The sequence below is a fragment of the Streptomyces sp. NPDC026394 genome, assembly GCF_055567735.1.
Genome location: NZ_JBVHPX010000003.1, coordinates 605,102 through 622,115, shown reverse-complemented (window position 1 = coordinate 622,115; position 17,014 = coordinate 605,102). Strand labels below are relative to the sequence as shown.

17 protein-coding genes are annotated in these 17,014 nt (G+C 71.5%); 10 read left to right on the top strand and 7 right to left on the bottom strand.

Annotation, left to right across the window (positions count from 1 at the left end):
- The first annotated feature begins 2 nt into the window (after positions 1–2).
- Entirely contained in the window at positions 3–926 is a 924-nt protein-coding gene (mqnP, locus tag ACZ4QV_RS11220; RefSeq protein ID WP_361584165.1) for a menaquinone biosynthesis prenyltransferase MqnP, read from the top strand.
- 115 nt (positions 927–1,041) lie between these two features.
- On the opposite strand, the gene ACZ4QV_RS11215 is transcribed toward mqnP, so the two are convergent.
- Complete coding sequence (locus ACZ4QV_RS11215) at positions 1,042–1,647, bottom strand: rhomboid family intramembrane serine protease (RefSeq protein WP_361148979.1); 606 nt, start codon at positions 1,645–1,647, stop codon at positions 1,042–1,044.
- 166 nt (positions 1,648–1,813) lie between these two features.
- Here ACZ4QV_RS11215 and ACZ4QV_RS11210 point away from each other — a divergent pair, with 166 nt between their 5' ends.
- Positions 1,814–2,485 carry a UbiX family flavin prenyltransferase gene (locus ACZ4QV_RS11210; protein ID WP_361150128.1) on the top strand — a complete coding sequence of 224 codons (672 nt, stop codon included), beginning with the start codon at positions 1,814–1,816 and terminating at the stop codon, positions 2,483–2,485.
- On the opposite strand, the gene ACZ4QV_RS11205 is transcribed toward ACZ4QV_RS11210, so the two are convergent.
- On the bottom strand, positions 2,482–2,622 hold the full coding sequence (locus ACZ4QV_RS11205) for a hypothetical protein (RefSeq protein ID WP_361150231.1): 141 nt from the start codon (positions 2,620–2,622) through the stop codon (positions 2,482–2,484). The genes ACZ4QV_RS11210 and ACZ4QV_RS11205 overlap by 4 nt on opposite strands.
- A 131-nt stretch (positions 2,623–2,753) precedes the next feature.
- Between ACZ4QV_RS11205 and ACZ4QV_RS11200 the strand changes: the two genes are divergently transcribed.
- The 5 genes from ACZ4QV_RS11200 to ACZ4QV_RS11180 all read left to right on the top strand — a co-directional run bounded on the left by ACZ4QV_RS11200 (position 2,754) and on the right by ACZ4QV_RS11180 (position 7,511).
- Entirely contained in the window at positions 2,754–3,209 is a 456-nt protein-coding gene (locus ACZ4QV_RS11200; protein ID WP_030017842.1) for an Lrp/AsnC family transcriptional regulator, read from the top strand.
- A 160-nt stretch (positions 3,210–3,369) separates the two neighbouring features.
- On the top strand, positions 3,370–4,536 hold the full coding sequence (gene mqnE, locus ACZ4QV_RS11195; RefSeq protein WP_361150130.1) for an aminofutalosine synthase MqnE: 1,167 nt from the start codon (positions 3,370–3,372) through the stop codon (positions 4,534–4,536).
- 51 nt (positions 4,537–4,587) lie between these two features.
- Positions 4,588–5,205, top strand: a complete 618-nt coding sequence (locus tag ACZ4QV_RS11190) for a GNAT family N-acetyltransferase (protein ID WP_467762818.1) — start codon at positions 4,588–4,590, stop codon at positions 5,203–5,205.
- A gap of 160 nt (positions 5,206–5,365) precedes the next feature.
- On the top strand, positions 5,366–5,656 hold the full coding sequence (locus tag ACZ4QV_RS11185; RefSeq protein WP_361148985.1) for a DUF4229 domain-containing protein: 291 nt from the start codon (positions 5,366–5,368) through the stop codon (positions 5,654–5,656).
- A 493-nt stretch (positions 5,657–6,149) separates the two neighbouring features.
- Complete coding sequence (locus ACZ4QV_RS11180; RefSeq protein ID WP_467762795.1) at positions 6,150–7,511, top strand: dicarboxylate/amino acid:cation symporter; 1,362 nt, start codon at positions 6,150–6,152, stop codon at positions 7,509–7,511.
- Between the two features lie 105 nt (positions 7,512–7,616).
- Here ACZ4QV_RS11180 and ACZ4QV_RS11175 read toward each other — a convergent pair whose 3' ends face one another.
- A complete protein-coding gene (locus tag ACZ4QV_RS11175) occupies positions 7,617–8,504 on the bottom strand; it encodes an alpha/beta fold hydrolase (protein ID WP_361148991.1) in 888 nt (295 codons plus the stop codon).
- A 138-nt stretch (positions 8,505–8,642) separates the two neighbouring features.
- Here ACZ4QV_RS11175 and ACZ4QV_RS11170 point away from each other — a divergent pair, with 138 nt between their 5' ends.
- Entirely contained in the window at positions 8,643–9,305 is a 663-nt protein-coding gene (locus ACZ4QV_RS11170) for a TetR/AcrR family transcriptional regulator (RefSeq protein ID WP_361148994.1), read from the top strand.
- A 64-nt stretch (positions 9,306–9,369) separates the two neighbouring features.
- Here ACZ4QV_RS11170 and ACZ4QV_RS11165 read toward each other — a convergent pair whose 3' ends face one another.
- Positions 9,370–10,326, bottom strand: coding sequence for a MaoC family dehydratase (locus tag ACZ4QV_RS11165; protein ID WP_361636669.1), 957 nt, complete (start codon positions 10,324–10,326; stop codon positions 9,370–9,372).
- A gap of 312 nt (positions 10,327–10,638) precedes the next feature.
- Between ACZ4QV_RS11165 and ACZ4QV_RS11160 the strand changes: the two genes are divergently transcribed.
- On the top strand, positions 10,639–12,642 hold the full coding sequence (locus ACZ4QV_RS11160; protein ID WP_467762794.1) for an AMP-dependent synthetase/ligase: 2,004 nt from the start codon (positions 10,639–10,641) through the stop codon (positions 12,640–12,642).
- Positions 12,643–12,775: 133 nt separating this feature from the next.
- Here the strand turns inward: ACZ4QV_RS11160 and ACZ4QV_RS11155 are convergent, their stop codons facing one another.
- The 3 genes from ACZ4QV_RS11155 to ACZ4QV_RS11145 all read right to left on the bottom strand — a co-directional run bounded on the left by ACZ4QV_RS11155 (position 12,776) and on the right by ACZ4QV_RS11145 (position 15,735).
- Positions 12,776–14,068 carry a lipase family protein gene (locus tag ACZ4QV_RS11155; protein ID WP_361148999.1) on the bottom strand — a complete coding sequence of 431 codons (1,293 nt, stop codon included), beginning with the start codon at positions 14,066–14,068 and terminating at the stop codon, positions 12,776–12,778.
- 93 nt (positions 14,069–14,161) lie between these two features.
- Positions 14,162–15,286, bottom strand: coding sequence for an AraC family transcriptional regulator (locus ACZ4QV_RS11150; protein WP_361584177.1), 1,125 nt, complete (start codon positions 15,284–15,286; stop codon positions 14,162–14,164).
- A gap of 245 nt (positions 15,287–15,531) precedes the next feature.
- The gene (locus tag ACZ4QV_RS11145) at positions 15,532–15,735 is read right to left on the bottom strand and encodes a cold-shock protein (RefSeq protein WP_003984261.1); all 204 of its coding nucleotides are present in this window, start codon (positions 15,733–15,735) and stop codon (positions 15,532–15,534) included.
- A 249-nt stretch (positions 15,736–15,984) separates the two neighbouring features.
- On the opposite strand from ACZ4QV_RS11145, the gene ACZ4QV_RS11140 reads away from it, so the two are divergent.
- Positions 15,985–16,884, top strand: coding sequence for a menaquinone biosynthetic enzyme MqnA/MqnD family protein (locus ACZ4QV_RS11140; RefSeq protein WP_361149005.1), 900 nt, complete (start codon positions 15,985–15,987; stop codon positions 16,882–16,884).
- The last annotated feature ends 130 nt before the right edge of the window (positions 16,885–17,014 follow it).

Here is a 17,014-nt window from a genome sequence, read left to right as displayed (position 1 = left end):
ACATGAGCGCCGATTCAGCCACACCGGATCTCTTCGCCCCCGAACCCGCACCGCCCGGCAAGATCAAAGCCTTCCTCCGCCTGGTGATGATCGAGCACTCGGTCTTCGCGCTGCCCTTCGCCTACATCGCCTCGCTGACCGCGATGCACGGGACGGACCGGAGCGTCCACTGGGTCGAGCTGCTGCTGGTCACGGTCGCGATGGTGGGCCTGCGGACGTTCGCGATGGCCGCCAACCGCATCATCGACCGGGAGATCGACGCCCGTAATCCGCGCACCGCGGGCCGCGAGCTGGTCACCGGCGCGGTGAGCGTGCGTTCGGCGTGGACCGGCGCGCTGATCGCCGTGGTGTTCTTCCTGGGCGCCGCGGCGCTGCTCAACCCGCTGTGCCTGGCGCTGGCCCCGATCGCCGTGATCCCGATGGTGGTCTATCCGTACGGGAAGCGGTTCACGAACTTCCCGCACGCGATCCTGGGCCTCGCCCAGGCGATCGGTCCGATCGGCGCCTGGATAGCCGTCACGGGGTCCTGGTCCTGGGACGCGGTGATCCTCGGGGTCGCCGTCGGCGTCTGGATCGGCGGCTTCGACCTGATCTTCGCCTGCCAGGACGTGCAGGCCGACCGGGCGCACGGCGTGAAGTCCGTCCCGGCCCGCTTCGGCATCCCGGGAGCGCTGCACGGCGCCCGCGCCTGCCACGCCGTCACCACGGCCCTGCTGGTCTGGTACGCGCTCGCGACCCACGCCGGAGCGTTCTTCTGGGTCGGTCTGGTGATCGTCGTCGGTGCCTTCCTCTACGAGCACACGATCGTGCGGCCGCACGACCTCTCCCGGCTCAACCGGGCCTTCTTCCAGGTCAACGGGTTCATCGGGATAGCGCTGTTCGTCTGCGCGCTGCTCGACCTGTTCGTCCGCGGCCTGACGGTCTGACGGTCCGAGCCGTAGCGCTCCGGGGGGACGGCTGCCTCCGGAGCGCCGTACGCCGTGACCATCACCGCCACCGGCCACCGCTCAGCCGCCCGGACGCCGGGCCGCCACGGTCCGCCTACGGGACCGCCCGCGTGCCCACGCCGGATATCCGCTCGGCCGGGCGCTGCCGGAAGGCGCATGCCGCCAGGACGCCGCCCACCAGCCCGAAGAGGTGGCCCTGCCAACTGATGCCGCTGTCGGTGGGCAGCGCGCCCCACAGGATCGAGCCGTACACCACGGCGACCAGCACGCCGAGGCCGATGTCCAGCGGCTTGCGGTCGATGAAGCCGCGTATCAGGAGATAGCCGAAGAGGCCGAAGACGACGCCGGAGGCGCCGGCCGTGTTGCTCCCGGCGGGGGCGGTCAGCCAGACGCCCAGGCCGCTGGTCAGGGCTATCAGCAGGGCCACCCCGGCGAAGCGGCGCAGCCCGACGCGGAACGCGGCGAGGAAACCGAGGAGCAGCAGCGGCAGGGTGTTGGCCGTCAGGTGGTCGAAGCCGAAGTGGATGAAGGCGGCGGGCAGCACGTCGGCCAGCTCGCTCATCTCACGCGGCCGCACGCCGAAGGCGTCCAGCGCGTTGCCGGACGCGGCGTCGGCGATCTCCAGGACCCACAGCAGGGCGACCCAGCCGAGCATCAGTACGGCGGCGGGCCTGGCCCGCTCCAGCGCTCGCGTCATCATCCGCGGCACCTCCCCTTCCCCGTTCACTGGAACAAACGGCCGTGCGGGGTCCGATGGTTCCGCCGGATAGGCTCGAACCGTGGAACCGCAGGACAACAACCCCAGTCAGCCCGGTGTCACAAGGCCCGGCGGCCACTCCGCCCGCCCGGCCGCCGGGTCCGCCGACGTGCCCCGCCGCCCTTGGGTGGTGGGCGTCTCCGGCGCGTCCGGCACGCCGTACGCGGCGTCCGTGGTGCGCGGCCTGCTCGCGGCGGGCGAGGCGGTGGACCTGATCGTCAGCCGGGCCTCGCGGCTGACGCTGCTGGACGAGACGGGCATCTCCTTCCGGGACGCGCACTGGCGCGCGGACCTGCGGGAGTGGCTGGCGCGCGGCGCGGACGGCAAGCCGGGGACGTTCGGCGTCACGGACGCCGATCTGGACCTGGTGCGGTACTGGCCGGCCGGTGATCTGGCCGCGGGGCCGTCGTCGGGTTCGTACCCGGTCAAGGGGATGCTGATCGTGCCGGCCAGCACGGCGTGTGTGGCGGGTGTGGCGCTGGGCCTGTCGAAGGACCTGCTCCAGCGGGTGGCGAGCGTGACGCTCAAGGAACGCAGGAAGCTGGTGGTCGCGGTGCGGGAGACCCCGCTGAACGGGCAGACCCTCAGGCATCTGGTGACGCTGGACGAGGCGGGCGCCGTCGTGGTGCCCGCCTCGCCGGCGTTCTACGCGGGAGCGACGCACATCCAGGATCTGGTGGACTTCGTCGCGGGCCGGGTGCTGGACGCGGCGGATGTGCCGCACCGGCTCTACCGGCGGTGGGAAGGGGAGCTCGGATCGGGCTCCAAGGAGGGGAACTAGCGCTGCTTGGCGATGGAGCCGTTACGGCCGAAGCGGCGCTTGCCCTGGGCGGTGGCGGCGGGACGGTGAGCACGTGAACGATTGGCCAGCTCCTGCAGCTCGCGCATGCGGGCGTAGGCCATCTCGATCGAGTACACGGTGACATCTCCTGGGAAAGATCGTCTTTGATCAACTGGGATTGACGGTTCTACAGGGTCGCATCCCCTGTATGCCTTAGATTCTACATGTAAAAGCCGGGATTGCAGAGTGAATGGAAGGTCAGGGGCGTATGGATGCCGTAGATAGGCAGCTCATCCAGGCACTGCGGGAGAACGGCAGGGCCTCGTACGCGGAGCTGGGCCGGCTCGTGGGCCTGTCCGGGCCCAGCGTCACCGACCGGATCAACCGCCTGGAGGCGGCCGGCGTGATCACCGGTTACCGCGCGACCGTCGACGCGGCCTCGCTCGGCCTGGGCGTCACCGCCCTGGTCGGCATCTCCCTGTCGGACGCGGCCGACCACGAGGACGTGGCGATGCGGCTGCGCGACCTCGCGGAGATCGAGGACGCCTGGTTCATCGCGGGCGACGACTCGTACATGCTCAAGGTCCGGGTCGGCGACGTGGACGGGCTGGAGCGCACCATCCGCAGACTCTCGGGCACCAAGGGCGTCTCCCGGACGCGCACCACCATCGTGCTCTCCACCAAGTGGGAGAACCGCGTGGGCGAGCTGCCCGAGGACGCGTAGGCGGCCCGCCGCGCGACACGCGGAACACCGCCCCCGGGCCTGTACGGCGGGCTCCCGGCCGTACAGGCATGGGGGCCCGGCCGGGCCGGAAAACGGGGGAGTACGCTCGGTGAAGCCCGATTTTGGCAGAGATATGGGAGGCGGCCGGATGACTGCATCCATGGATGTGGGTCTCAAGCGCGAGCTGGAGGACAAGGTCCGGTCCGGGGAGCGGCTGACCCGTGAGGACGGCATCGCCCTCTACGCGTGCGACGACCTGGCGTGGCTGGGCGGTCTCGCCCACGAGGTGCGCACCCGCAAGAACGGCGACGTGGTGCACTTCAACGTCAACCGTCACCTCAACATGACCAACGTGTGCACCGCCTCGTGCGCGTACTGCTCCTTCCAGCGCAAGCCGGGCGAGAAGGACGCGTACACGATGCGCATCGAGGAGGCCGTCCGCCTCGCCAAGGCGATGGAGGGCGACAAGCTCACCGAGCTGCACATCGTCAACGGCCTGCACCCGACCCTGCCGTGGCGCTACTACCCGCGCTCGCTCAGCGCCCTCAAGGAGGCGCTGCCCGACACGGTCTCCCTCAAGGCGTTCACCGCCACCGAGATCCACCACTTCGAGAAGATCTCCGGGCTGCCCGCCTCCGAGATCCTCGACGAGCTGATCGACGCCGGCCTGGAGTCGCTGACCGGCGGCGGCGCGGAGATCTTCGACTGGGAGGTGCGCCAGCACATCGTCGACCACGACACCCACTGGGAGGACTGGTCGCGCATCCACCGCCTGGCGCACGAGAAGGGCCTGAAGACCCCGGCGACGATGCTGTACGGGCACATCGAGGAGCCCCGGCACCGCGTCGACCACGTCCTGCGGCTGCGGGAGCTGCAGGACGAGACCAACGGCTTCCAGGTCTTCATCCCGCTGCGCTACCAGCACGACTTCGTGGACATGAAGGACGGCAAGGTCCGCAACAAGCTCCAGGCGCGCACCACGATGGCGACCGGCGCCGAGGCGCTGAAGACCTTCGCGGTCTCCCGGCTGCTGTTCGACAACGTCCCGCACGTGAAGGTCTTCTGGGTCATGCACGGTGTGCAGACCGCGCAGCTCGCGCTCCAGCACGGGGCCGACGACATGGACGGCTCGGTCGTCGAGTACAAGATCACGCACGACGCGGACAACTACGGCACGCCGAACAAGCTCACCCGCGACGACCTGCTGGAACTGATCCGCGACGCGGGCTTCCGGCCGGTCGAGCGCAACACCCGCTACGAGATCATCCGGGAGTACCCGGGCCCGGACGCGGAGCGCCGCGAGGCACCGCAGCCGATGCGGGTGTGACACCAGGGGCAGAAGGGACGCCGGAGTCGGCCGAGGCGGCAGACTCCGGCGATACGGCAGGCTCGGGCGAGACAGCAAGGGCGGGCGAGAGGGCGGAGACGGGCGAGACGGGTGTCACCCGAGGCGATTAGGGTCCGCACCATGGATCTCCGCTTCGACCTGGACCCCGCCGTCACCCCCGAACTGTCCGACGGCATCCGCACGCTGTGGGCCGAGGTGTCCAACGCGGGCGGCGCCGTCGGGTTCGTCCCGCCGGTGACGGCCGAGGACGTCCGCCCCGACCTGCTGACCCACCTGGTGGCGATGTCCGAGGGACGCGCCCGCCTGGTCGCGGGCCGCGACCCGCACGACGGCCGGGTGCTCGCCACCGCGTTCCTCCACCTCAACCAGCACCGCCTGATGAAGCACTGGCTGTGGGTCTACACCGTGATGGTGCACCCCTCCCTCCAGGGGCAGGGCGCCGGCCGCGCCCTGATGGCGGCCGTCGACGAGGCCGCCCGCGGGATCGACGGCATCAAGGGCATCCGCCTCACCTGCCGCGGCGGCACCGGCGTCGACGGCTTCTACACCTCCTGCGGCTACAAGGAGGTCGGCCGGGCCCCGTCGGCCATCAAACTGGCCGACGACGACTACCGGGACGACATCTCGATGTGGCGCGAACTGGCGTGACCGGCCGCACGCCGGGCCGCGACGGCCGCGCGGGGGCAGCGACCGCCCCGCCCGGTGCGCCGTGTCCCGGCCCACGGCAGGGGCCCGAAAAGATCACGAATCGGGCTGTGCTTGACTGGAGACAGACCCTTTCGGTTGTCGTCGTGAAGAAGGTCCGCCCGTGAGTAGCCAGAAGTTCGCCACGCTCCGCTACACCGCCCTGCGACTGGGGATCTTCGTCGGGTGCTTCGCGCTGGTCTGGGCACTGGCGTACTTCCACGTCATCCCGCTCGGCGTGGGCAGCTCCAACGCCGTGTGGCTGCTGCTGCTCGCGGTCGTGATCTCCGCGCCGCTGAGCTTCGTGCTGCTGCGCAAGCAGCGGGACGCGATGTCCGAGCAGATCGTGGCGAAGGTGGACCGGCAGAAGGCCCGCATCGCGGCCAGCGCCCGCCAGGAGGACGGCCTCCTGTAGCCCGCCGGGAGACCGCTTCCGCGTTCCGCAGTCGTACGGCTACGGCCCGCCGCCTGTCACCGTACGCGGCCTTGACCCTCGCCTATCGCCGTACGCGGCCCCGGCCCCCGCCAGCCGGCGCTGTAAGGCGCCTCACAGTCGTACCGATGCCCCGCCGAGGAGAACCCCTCCACGGCGGGGCATCACGCGTTCCACCAGCCACTCCGGCCCTCTCCCGATCCCCCGGCCCAAAGAATGTCTTTGGGTTCCCCAAAGTTCAAGTGTTAACGTGTTCGCCATGAAGACAGCAGCAGCGCACCACCACCCCACGGGCGTCCCGCTCGTGGCGCGCCTGCACGTCGATCTTTGCCGCTGCATGTCCGCGGCCTGTTGCCGCCGCTGACCCCTTCACCGCAGCGGCCGGAGATCCCGTACGGATCGATACGGACCTCCTTTCTCCTGGCGCTGTCCGCCGTTTTCTTCCCGACGCCTGTCTGTCCCCGGAGTGTGTCCGTTGTCCACCACGTCTTCCGAGACCCCGCGGTCCGAGACCGCCAGAGCCACCCGCCGCATACCCAAGGTCCCGTTCTGGGCCCAGATCCTGCTCGGCCTCGTCCTGGGCGTGCTGCTCGGCTGGATCGCCAAGAGCGGTGACGTCTCCTGGCTGAAGACCACCCTCGACACCATCGGCAGCCTCTTCGTCCAGTTGCTCAAGCTGGCCGTGGCACCGCTGGTCTTCTTCGCCATCCTGGTCTCGATCACCAACCTGCGGCAGGTCAACAACGCGGCCCGGCTGGCCACCCGCACCCTGCTGTGGTTCATGGTCACCTCGCTGATCGCGGTCGCCATCGGCATGGCGATCGGCCTGATCAGCAACCCCGGCGCGGGCACCGGCCTGACCCCCAAGGACGGCAAGCTCCCCGAGCACGCCGGTTCCTGGATCGACTTCCTGACCGGCATCGTCCCCAAGGACGTCATCACGCCGTTCACCGACCTGAAGGTCATGCAGATCGTCTTCATGGCGACGGTGGCCGGCATCGCGGCCCTGAAGCTGGGCGACCGCGCCGAGCCGGTGCTGCGTCTGAGCCGTTCCGCGCTGGAGCTGCTGCAGAAGGCCCTGTGGTGGGTCATCCGCCTCGCCCCGATCGGCTCGCTCAGCCTGATCGGCTACGCCATCGCGGACTACGGCTGGGACCTGATCAGCAAGTACGCGACCTTCACCGTCGACATCTACGTCGGCTGCGCCATCGTCCTGTTCGGCGTCTACCCGCTGCTGCTGTCGGTCTTCGCCAAGGTGAGCCCGCTGCAGTTCTTCAAGGGCGCCTGGCCCGCCATCCAGCTCGCGTTCGTCTCCCGCTCCTCGGTCGGCACCATGCCGCTGACCCAGAAGGTCACCGAGCGCCTGGGCGTGCCGAAGGAGTACGCGTCCTTCGCGGTCCCGTTCGGCTCGACGACCAAGATGGACGGCTGCGCCTCGATCTACCCGGCGCTCGCCGCGATCTTCATCGCGCAGATCTTCAACGTCGACCTGGGCATCGGTGACTACATCCTGATCGCCTTCGTCTCGGTCATCGGCTCGGCGGCCACCGCCGGCCTGACCGGTGCCACCGTCATGCTGACCCTGACCCTGTCCACCCTCGGCCTCCCCCTGGAGGGCGTCGGCCTGCTGATGGCCATCGACCCGATCCTGGACATGATGCGGACGGCTACGAACGTGGCCGGCCAAGTCGTCGTGCCGATCCTGGTCTCGGCCAAGGAGAAGATCCTGGACCGTGACGCGTACGCCCGTGCGGCCGGCGTGGAGCTGGAGGACGGCGCGGTCACGGAGGCGGACGCGGAGCGGAAGGTGTCGGTACCGGCGCCTGCCGGAGCCTGAGCGCGGACACCGACCGCGGGACCGCATCGGCCTGAACGCCGGACGGGCCGGGGGCCACCCCGGCCCGTCCGGCGTTTCGCGTGCGGGCGGTACGCGCCCTTCCGTTCAGCCGGCCTTCGCCGTGTGTGCCAGGATCGCCTCCGCCAGCGGGCCCTGGACCTCCGGTGGCAGGGCGTGGCCCATGCCGGGGATCTCCACCAGGTGTGCGTGGCCGACGACCTGGGCGAGGTGGTGCGGGTGCGGTGGCGGGAAGACCGGTTCGGCCGGGGCGTTGACGACCAGGGTGGGCACCTGGTTGGCGGCCAGGGCTTCGGTGCGCAGCATTCCCGAGTGGTCGGCGCGGGCGGGGGCGGCGGAGACGTCGTAGCGGCCGGTGTGCTCGATGATCCGGCGTTCCAGGGCGCGGTAATGGGCGGGGTCGAAGGGGAGCTGTCCGCCGCTGAGGACCCGCCAGTGCTCCACGCGCCGGTCGAGTTCGGCCTCCAGGCCGTGGTCCTCGACGGGCCGGGCCCACATCTCCAGCACCTCCGGGGCGATGCCGGGCAGGTCGGCGGCGGGGACCTGGACGCCGTCCGGGCGGGTGTACGGGGCGGTGCTCAGCGCGTTGGTGCCCATCAGGGTGGCGCTCCGTATCCGCTCCGGGTGGTCGGCGAGGGCCAGTTGCGTCAGCATCCCGCCGAGCGACAGTCCCACCAGGTGCGCCCGCTCGACGCCGAGGCCGTCGAGGACACGGACGATGTCCTGCGCCAGGTCCGTGATGCGGTACGGCTGTTCGTCGAAGGACCAGGTGGAGCGGCCCGTGTCGCGGTGGTCGTAACGGATGACCCGGTGCTGGACGGCGAGCGCGTCCACGAACGGCTCCGGCCAGCCCAGGCCGGACGCCTGCGCACCCATGACCAGCAGCAGCGGGGGCGCGTCGGCCGGTCCGCGCCGGTCGGTCCACAGGCGCACGCCGGGAGCCGCCTCGATGTACTGCTGGTGCGGCTGGTGCATGGGGAGTTCCTTTCGGACGCATGACGAGACGAGTCGTATCGTCTCGCTAGCGGGCGGATCGCGTCAAGAGGCGGCGGACAAGGCGGGAAAACGTAAACTTACTTGGCGGTAAAGGGGCGGGACGGAAGGGCATGGGGCGTGGGAGCTGTGAAGAGCAAGCGGATGCCGCGGGCCGTACGGGAGCAGCAGATGCTCGACGCGGCCGTGCTGACCTTCGCGCGGCGCGGTTACCGTGCGGCCTCGATGGACGAGATCGCCGAGGTGGCGGGGGTGTCGAAGCCGCTGGTCTATCTGTACCTGAACTCCAAGGAGGAGCTGTTCAGCGCCGTGATCCGGCGGGAGTCGGCGGCGCTCACGGAGGCCGTACGGGCCGCGGTGGAGCCGGACGCGCCCGCCGACCGGCAGCTCTGGAGCGGGCTGAAAGGATTCTTCGCACATACGGCCGAGAATCCGGACGGCTGGGCGGTACTGCACCAGCAGGCCCGTACACAGGGGGAACCGTTCGCGGTCGAAGTCGCCGCGATGCGGGCGGAGATCGTCGAGTTCGTCACGGCGATGATCGGCGCGGCCGCCCAGGAGGCGGGCTGCGACCCGGAACCGGCCGCGCGCGAAGTCTCCGGCCTGGCGCACGCGCTGGTGGGGGCCGCCGAATCACTGGCCGACTGGGCCAACGGCCGCGGCAGCGGGACGGCGCCGGGGGAGCGCCCGTCGGCCAAGGAGACGGCGGCGACGCTGATGAACTTCGCCTGGGCCGGGCTGGGCCGGCTGATGGACGGGGAGCGTTGGTCGCCGGGCGGGTGACAGCACGCCGTGCCGCGGGCCCGGGGCGGCTTTCGCGCTCCCGGGCCGAGCCGGGCCGCGGGCGTCACACGTCCGTCTCCACCCTCCCCTCCAGGTGGACGCGGGCCCGCCCCTCGGGCGTGCCGCGCAGTTGGAACGCGCCGCCGCTGCGCGTGGTCTCGTAGGCGTACGCGACGGTGGCGGGCAGCAGGACCGGGGAGCGGAATTCCGCCGAGATGCGCAGCGTCGCCGTACCCGGCAGCACCGCTTCGGCGGCGCAGCGCGCGAAGGTCCACATGCCGTGCGCGATGGCGCGCGGGAAGCCGAGCGGGCGGGCCGTCAGGGCGTGCAGATGGATCGGGTTGTAGTCGCCGGAGACGGCGGCGTGGCGGCGGCCGAGGTCGGCGGGCAGGCGCCAACGGGCCCGTACGGGCAGGTCACGGGCGCGGGAAGGGCCGGGGGGGTCGAGGGGGCCGGGCGCTCCGCGTACTCCGGGTGACCCGGGGGAGGCGGAGGGGCCGTCCGGGAGGGGCTCGCGGCCCCCGGACGCCCGGTGCCGCGCCAGATAGGTGCTCCGGTCGTGCCACACCAGCGCGCCCCCACGGCGCGCCTCGGTGGTCATCACCACCTCGGTGCCGCGGCGGTGCGCCCGCAACGCGCCCGCGAACACCGTCAGTTCGAGCGTGTCGGTCGGGTGCAGCGGCGCGTACTGGGTGATCTCGATGCCGGTGTGCACCAGGCCGAGCATCGGCAGCGGGAAGTCCCGCGCGCTCATCAGCCGGGCGGCCAGCGGAAATCCGAGGATGTGCGGATAGGTGACGGGCAGCGGTTCGGTGGCGTCGTACCCGCAGACCCGGGCGTACGTGGCGGCCCGGCCCAGCCCGATGCGGACGGCGGGCAGGACGAGGCGGGTGCGCGGCAGTGCGGCGTCCGGCCGCGGGTGCTTGCCGAAGCCGGTCAGCACGCCCTTGGCCAGTACGGGCATCAGCCGCGGTGCGCGGGACAGGCCGGTGGTCGCGCCGCCCGGGGCGTCGGCCGCCATCAGGCGCCCGGCCGGCGTGGTGCGGTCGGCGGACGGTCCGTGCGAGGGGTGCGGAGGAGGCCCGGGGCCGCGGCGGTGGGAGGAAGACGGTGTTCGGGCATTGGCCAACTCCTGGTCCTCGCGTAAATTTACTTCGAAGTAAGGTTACTGTCGGGTCAGGTGTTGGTCGAGAGCGCGAACCTGTGGGCCGCGCGCCACCCCGGCCGCCCAACGGGCCTGCTCCTCGGGCCCGTTGGGATGCGCCGGCCGCTGTGCCGCGCCGGCCGCCGCGCCGCGCACACCCTGCGACCACCGTGAGACGAGGAGCCGCTCGTGTCCAGTCAGCAACGGCAAGGCGGGCCACCGGTGCCCGCTCCGGCGGAGCCACGCACCCGGCAGCGGGACGGGGTCGTGCGGGAGGTGTCCGTACCGCCGCTGGTGGCGCCGGTGCGCACCGGTTCCCTGGGAGACATCCCCTTCGACAACGCCGCGCAAGCGCCCGGCGAGGCCGTACTGGCGCGCAAGAAGGCGGGAGGTGATGCCGGGGGCGCATGGCGGGACGTGAGCGCCGCCGAGTTCGCCGCCGAGGTGCTCGCCGTGGCCAAGGGCCTGATCGCGCACGGGCTGCGGGCGGGTGACCGGCTGGCCATCATGGCCCGTACGACGTACGAGTGGACGCTGATCGACTTCGCCGCGTGGGCGGCCGGCCTGGTCACCGTGCCCGTGTACCCGACCTCCTCGGCCCACCAGGCGCACTGGATCCTCCAGGACTCGGGGGCGGCGGCCTGCGTCGTGGAGAGCGTCGCGGAGGCCCGGCTGGTGAGCGGCGTCCGGTCCGGGCTGCCCGGACTGCGCCACCTGTGGCAGTTGGACACCGGCGCCGTACCGCAGATCGTGGCCGCCGGACGGCCGGTCCCGGACGCGCTGGTGAGCGAACGGCGGGCGGCCACCGGCCCGTCGGGCATCGCCACCCTCGTCTACACCTCCGGCACCACCGGCCGCCCCAAGGGCTGCGTCCTGACCCACGGCAACTTCTTCGCCGAGGTGGACAACGCGATCGAACTGCTGCACCCGGTCTTCAAATCGGTCAGCAGCGAGCCCGCCTCCACGCTGCTCTTCCTGCCCCTGTCGCACGTCTTCGGCCGGATGGTCGCGGTCGGCTGTCTGCGCGCCCGGGTACGGCTCGGCCACGCGCCCAGCATCCGTACCGAGGACCTCCTCGCCGACCTGGCCGCCTTCCGCCCGACGTTCCTGCTCGCCATCCCCTACGTCCTGGAGAAGGTCTACAACACCGGCCGCGCCACGGCCGAGAAGATGGGCCGGGCCGCCTCCTTCGACCGCGCCGCCACGGTCGCGCGGCGCTACGGGGAAGCCGTCGAGGCGAAGGAGCACGGCACGGGCGGCGGGCCCGGTGTGGCGCTGAAGGCGGCCCGGCGGATGTACGACCCGCTGGTCTACCGCCGTATCCGGGCCGCGCTCGGCGGCAAGGTCCGCTACGTGATCTGCGGCGGCTCCCCGCTCGGGCGGCGGCTCGCGTCCTTCTACGCCGGCGCGGGCATCGAGATCTTCGAGGGGTACGGGCTCACCGAGACCACCGCGGCGGCCACCCTCACCCCGCCGCTCAAGCCCCGGATCGGCACGGTCGGCCGGCCGCTGCCCGGCACCGCCGTACGGATAGCGGAGGACGGGGAGGTGCTGCTGCGCGGCGGGCAGGTCTTCAGCGGCTACTGGGACGCCGCGACCGGCGGGCCGCTGCCGGCCGGGGACGTGGACGGGAGCCGAGCGGGAGGGAGGGACGGAGGAAGAGCGGGACCGGGAGCGGAGGGCGGAGGCTGGCTGGCGACCGGGGACATCGGCGCCCTGGACGCGGACGGCTATCTGACCATCACCGGTCGCAAGAAGGAGCTGATCGTCACCTCCGGCGGCAAGAACGTCGCCCCGGCCCCGCTGGAGGACCGGGTGCGCGCGCATCCGCTGGTCGGCCAGTGCATGGTCGTCGGTGACGGCCGCCCGTACATCACCGCGCTGGTCACGCTGGAGCCGGACGGGCTGGCGCACTGGCGGCAGATGCGGAAGAAGCAGCAGGTGCCGTTGGCGCGACTGGTCCACGACGAGGCCCTTCTGGCCGACATCCAGGACGCCGTGGACGACGCCAACCAGTTGGTCTCGCGCGCCGAATCGATACGCCGGTTCACCGTGCTGCCGGTCGACTTCACGGAGGAGGCCGGCCACCTCACCCCGTCCCTGAAACTGCGGCGGGCCGCCATCGCGCGTGACTTCGGGGCGGAGATAAAGGAGTTGTACGGAAACGGGCGGGGGGACGGGGCGGGGTACTGATGCTCCGTTAACTGACCGCCGGGTAACCTCGTACGAGGCCCAGCCGGTTCGGCCGGCCCGGCAGACCGGAGCCCCGTGTCACCTCTGTGGGGGAAGTGGCACGGGGTTCCTCCGGATGCCTGTCGCCGTCCGTTCAGCCGCAGTTGCCGTGCGCCGGCTTCCCGGCGAAGCGGTCCGCGAGCCAGTCGGCGGCCGGTACGGCGCCCGCGACCGCGCCGACGACGTGCTCACCCAGCGGGATCGGGGCCCACCGCACCTCGGCGCCCTTGGCGCACCAGTCCGCACGCAACTGCTTGCCGACGCCGTACGGAATCAGCTCGTCGAGCGTGCCGTGGTAGAGGAACACCGGCGCGTCCGGCCGGCGCGTCCCGAGGTCCGACTCCCGCAGCCGCTGCTGCCAGTCGGCCTCGTACAGCGGGTTCTTGACCGTGACGTCGGAGATTTTCTTGAAGGCGCCGGCGATGGCGTCGACGGCCACGCAGTTCTTCTTCATGAAGCCGACGTAGTGCCGGCCCTTGTCGTTCAGGTACTTCGCCAGGTCCAGCTCCGGGAACGCGGCGTCCTGGCCGACGGCCGCCATCAGGATCAGGCCGGCGCCGATGTTGCCGTTGTTGAAGTCGGCGACCTTGAGCAGGTCGGCCGGGACACCGCCGGTCGCGGTGCCCTTGACCTTGAGTTCGGGCGCGTACGTACGGTGCAGCTCGGCCGCCCAGCCGGAGGCTTGGCCGCCCTGCGAGTAGCCCATGATCCCGACCGGGGAGTCCTGGGTGACGCCCGCGCGCACGGCACCGGGCAGCCGCTGCGCGGCGCGCGCGGCGTCCAGGACGGCCTGCCCCTCGGCGCGGCCGACGGTGTAGGTGTGCTCGCCGGGTGTGCCGAGGCCCTCGTAGTCGGTCACGGCGACCGCCCAGCCGCGGGCCGTGAGCTGCTGGATGAGGTTGGCCTCGACGGTGGTGCCCTTGGGGAAGCCGGCCGACGGCGCGCAGGTGTCGGCGAGGCCGACCGTGCCGACGGCGTACGTGACCAGCGGGCGCGGCCCGGTACGGCCGTCGTCCGGGACGATGACGGTGCCGGAGACGACGTTCGGGGTGCCCTTGGCGGTGGTCGAGCGGTACTCCATGTGCCAGGCGCGGGTGCGGGTCGGCTGGCCCGGCAGGGGGTGGAAGGAGGTGGGGGAGGAGGCCACGATGTCACCCGGACGGGCGTTGTCCGTCTGGGCGGAAGAGGTGGGCGAGACGGACGGGGCGGACAAGGCGTGCGGGTTGGACGAGGCCTGCGGGGCCGACGTGACTGAGGGGACTCCGGGGGCTGAGGGGGCGGAACGCGCGGTGGCCGTGGCGCTCGGGAGGCCGAGCGAGAGGGCGAGTGCCGTGGCGGCGGTGAGGGCGGTAGTGCGCAGCGCGCGGGTGGCGCGGGGTTGCACCATGCGGCTCTCCCAACGGTCCGGGGGACGGTTCAGGACGGTTCAGCTGGGGTGACCGTAGGGACTCGGTGGTACGTACGGTGCTGACCGGAACGCTCAGCTTTGCTGACCGGGCGGAGCGCCCGCCGGCCCGCCCGCCGCCCGCGGTCGCAGCCGGTACGCGCCCGGGGTGGTCCCCGTCCACCGCCGGAACGCCCGGTGGAACGCGGTGTCCTCGGAGAAGCCGAGCCGCGCCGCCAGCTCGGCGATCGGCTCCCGGCCCGCCGCCAGCGAGCTGATCGCCGCGTCCCGGCGCACCGCGTCCTTCAGGCGCCGGTACGAGGTGCCCTCCTCCTGGAGCCGGCGGCGCAGCGTCGCCGGGCTCACCGCCAGCCGCGCCGCGACCTCGGCCGCCTCCGGCAGCCGGGCCGGGCCCGCGGCGCGCAGGGCGAGGACGAGCGTGCGCCGTACCCGCTCGGTGACGGTCGTGCCGTACTCCCGGCGGCTCAGCAGGTCGGCGGGCGCCCGCCGCAGCATCGCCGTCAGTGCCGCCTCGTCCCGGACGACCGGCGCCGCCAGCCAGCGGGCGTCGAAGACCGCCGCGGTGCGTGGGGCACCGAAGCGCACCGCACAGCCGAAGAGCAGCTCGTACTCGTGCGCGTGTGCGGGGGCGGGGTGGGCGAAGCGGGCGTGGCGCAGCGGGATGCGGCGGCCGACGAGCCAGCTGGAGAGCCGGTGCCAGATGATCATCACGGACTCGGCGAGGAAGGTGGCCTCGGGGTACGGACGCAGATCGGTACGGATCGAGAACTCGGCGGAGAGCGCGGCGGAGGCGGCACCGGGGCCGGGGTCGGGGCCGGACGCGGGGCCGGAACGGGCCCCCGTCCCGCCCTCCGCCGTCACGGCCATCTCCGGCCCGCCCGGGAACAGCCCGTAGAACCGTACGGCCCGCTCCAGCGCCGTACCGAGATCGGGGCAGCCCAGACAGGCGAGGCCCATCATGGCGAACGTGCCCCGGCGGCTGGGCAGCGGCCCGAGCCCCAGGAACTCGTCGCCCGTCGCCCGCTGCACCTCCTTGACCAGCCGGGCGAACCGGTCGGCACCGATCCGGGTCCGCTCGTCCCCGATCAGCAGCGGAGAGATCCGCGCCGCCTGCAACAGCGGCACGGTGTCCACACCCGCCCGCCGCGCACCGCTGAGCACGGCCCGCACGTGGTGCACCGCGATGGTCGGAACCGTCATGACTCTGCACGGTAGCCGCGGGGGCCGAAGAGGTCAGGGGGTGCGGCAGCGACGCATTCCGCGGGCCGGTGGTGCGGGAAAGGGCAGCGCCCGCCGGTGCGGGAAAGGGCGGCGGCCGCACATGCGGGAAAGGACAGTGGCCGGCGGTACGGGAAAAGGCAGGAGCCCCGTCCCCTTCCCCGAAAGGAAGGAGCGGGGCTCCTTGGGTACTGCTAAGTCGACCGCGATCGGTCGGACCGGGCAACTCAGACCGGCGTGACGTTCTCCGCCTGCGGACCCTTCGGGCCCTGCGTGACGTCGAAGTTCACCTGCTGGTTCTCTTCCAGGGAACGGAAGCCAGAGGCGTTGATCGCAGAGTAGTGAACGAAGACATCCGGGCCGCCGCCGTCCTGGGCGATGAAGCCGAAGCCCTTTTCAGCGTTGAACCACTTCACGGTTCCGGTAGCCATAAGCCCTCCTTGGGCCAAAGGGTTGCCCTGCTCCAGAACCTGCGAGAAGTCTGAAAACTACAAAAGCCTGCGGCGTCACATGCTCCGCAGGCTCTGTACTGCAAGGGAAACCAAACTGCAACTTGCGCTGAGCGTAGCACGGGGCGCTTGGAGGGCGGAAGAGCCAAAGATCACGTTTACCCGTGCGGTGCAGTGGCCACAGGCGGCCCCGCCGCACCGTCCGGCAGCCTCCGGGGCTAGCCTCCGCATGTGGACAATTCAACCGTTGGAGACGCATCCGCAGGAGCCGCAGCCGACCACCGTCGGAGCCGGCCGCGGGTGGGCCACATCCAGTTCCTGAACTGTATGCCCCTGTACTGGGGCCTCGCGCGTACGGGCACGCTGCTCGACCTGGAGCTCACGAAGGACACCCCGGAAAAGCTCAGCGAACAGCTGGTGCGCGGCGATCTCGACATCGCACCGGTCACCCTCGTGGAGTTCCTGCGGGCCTCCGACGACCTGGTCGCCTTTCCCGACCTGGCGGTCGGCTGTGACGGCCCGGTCATGTCGTGCGTGATCGTGTCGCAGAAGCCCCTGGAGGAGCTGGACGGGGCACGGGTCGCACTCGGCTCGACCTCCCGTACATCCGTACGACTGGCCCAACTGCTGCTGGCCGAGAAGATCGGCGTCACTCCTGACTACTACACCTGCCCGCCCGACCTCGGCGTGATGATGCAGGAGGCGGAGGCCGCCGTGCTGATCGGGGACGCGGCGCTGCGCGCGAACCTGCACGACGCGCCGCGGCTCGGCCTCCAGGTGCACGACCTGGGACAGATGTGGAAGGACTGGACGGGGCTGCCGTTCGTCTTCGCCGTCTGGGCGACCCGCCGGGACTACCTGGAGCGTGAACCCCTCGTCGTGCGCAAGGTGCACGAGGCGTTCCTGGCCTCCCGCGACCTGTCGCTCGAAGAGGTCGGCAAGGTGGCCGAGCAGGCCGCACGCTGGGAGACCTTCGACGAGAAGGTGCTGGAACGCTACTTCACGACACTGGACTTCCGGTTCGGCCCGGACCAGTTGCGCGGCGTGACGGAATTCGCCCGCAGGACGGGAGAATCGACCGGCTATCCGGCGGACGTGCGGGTCGACCTGCTGGAGAACCCGTCGGCCTGACCCCGATTCCGGCGGCGAATTCCGCGCGCGTACGGAACCCATACGGAACCCGTACGGAACACCTATGGATCGTGTACGGCACCTGAACAGAAACCGTACGGAACACGAGCGGAAGACCCGCGCGAGTGGT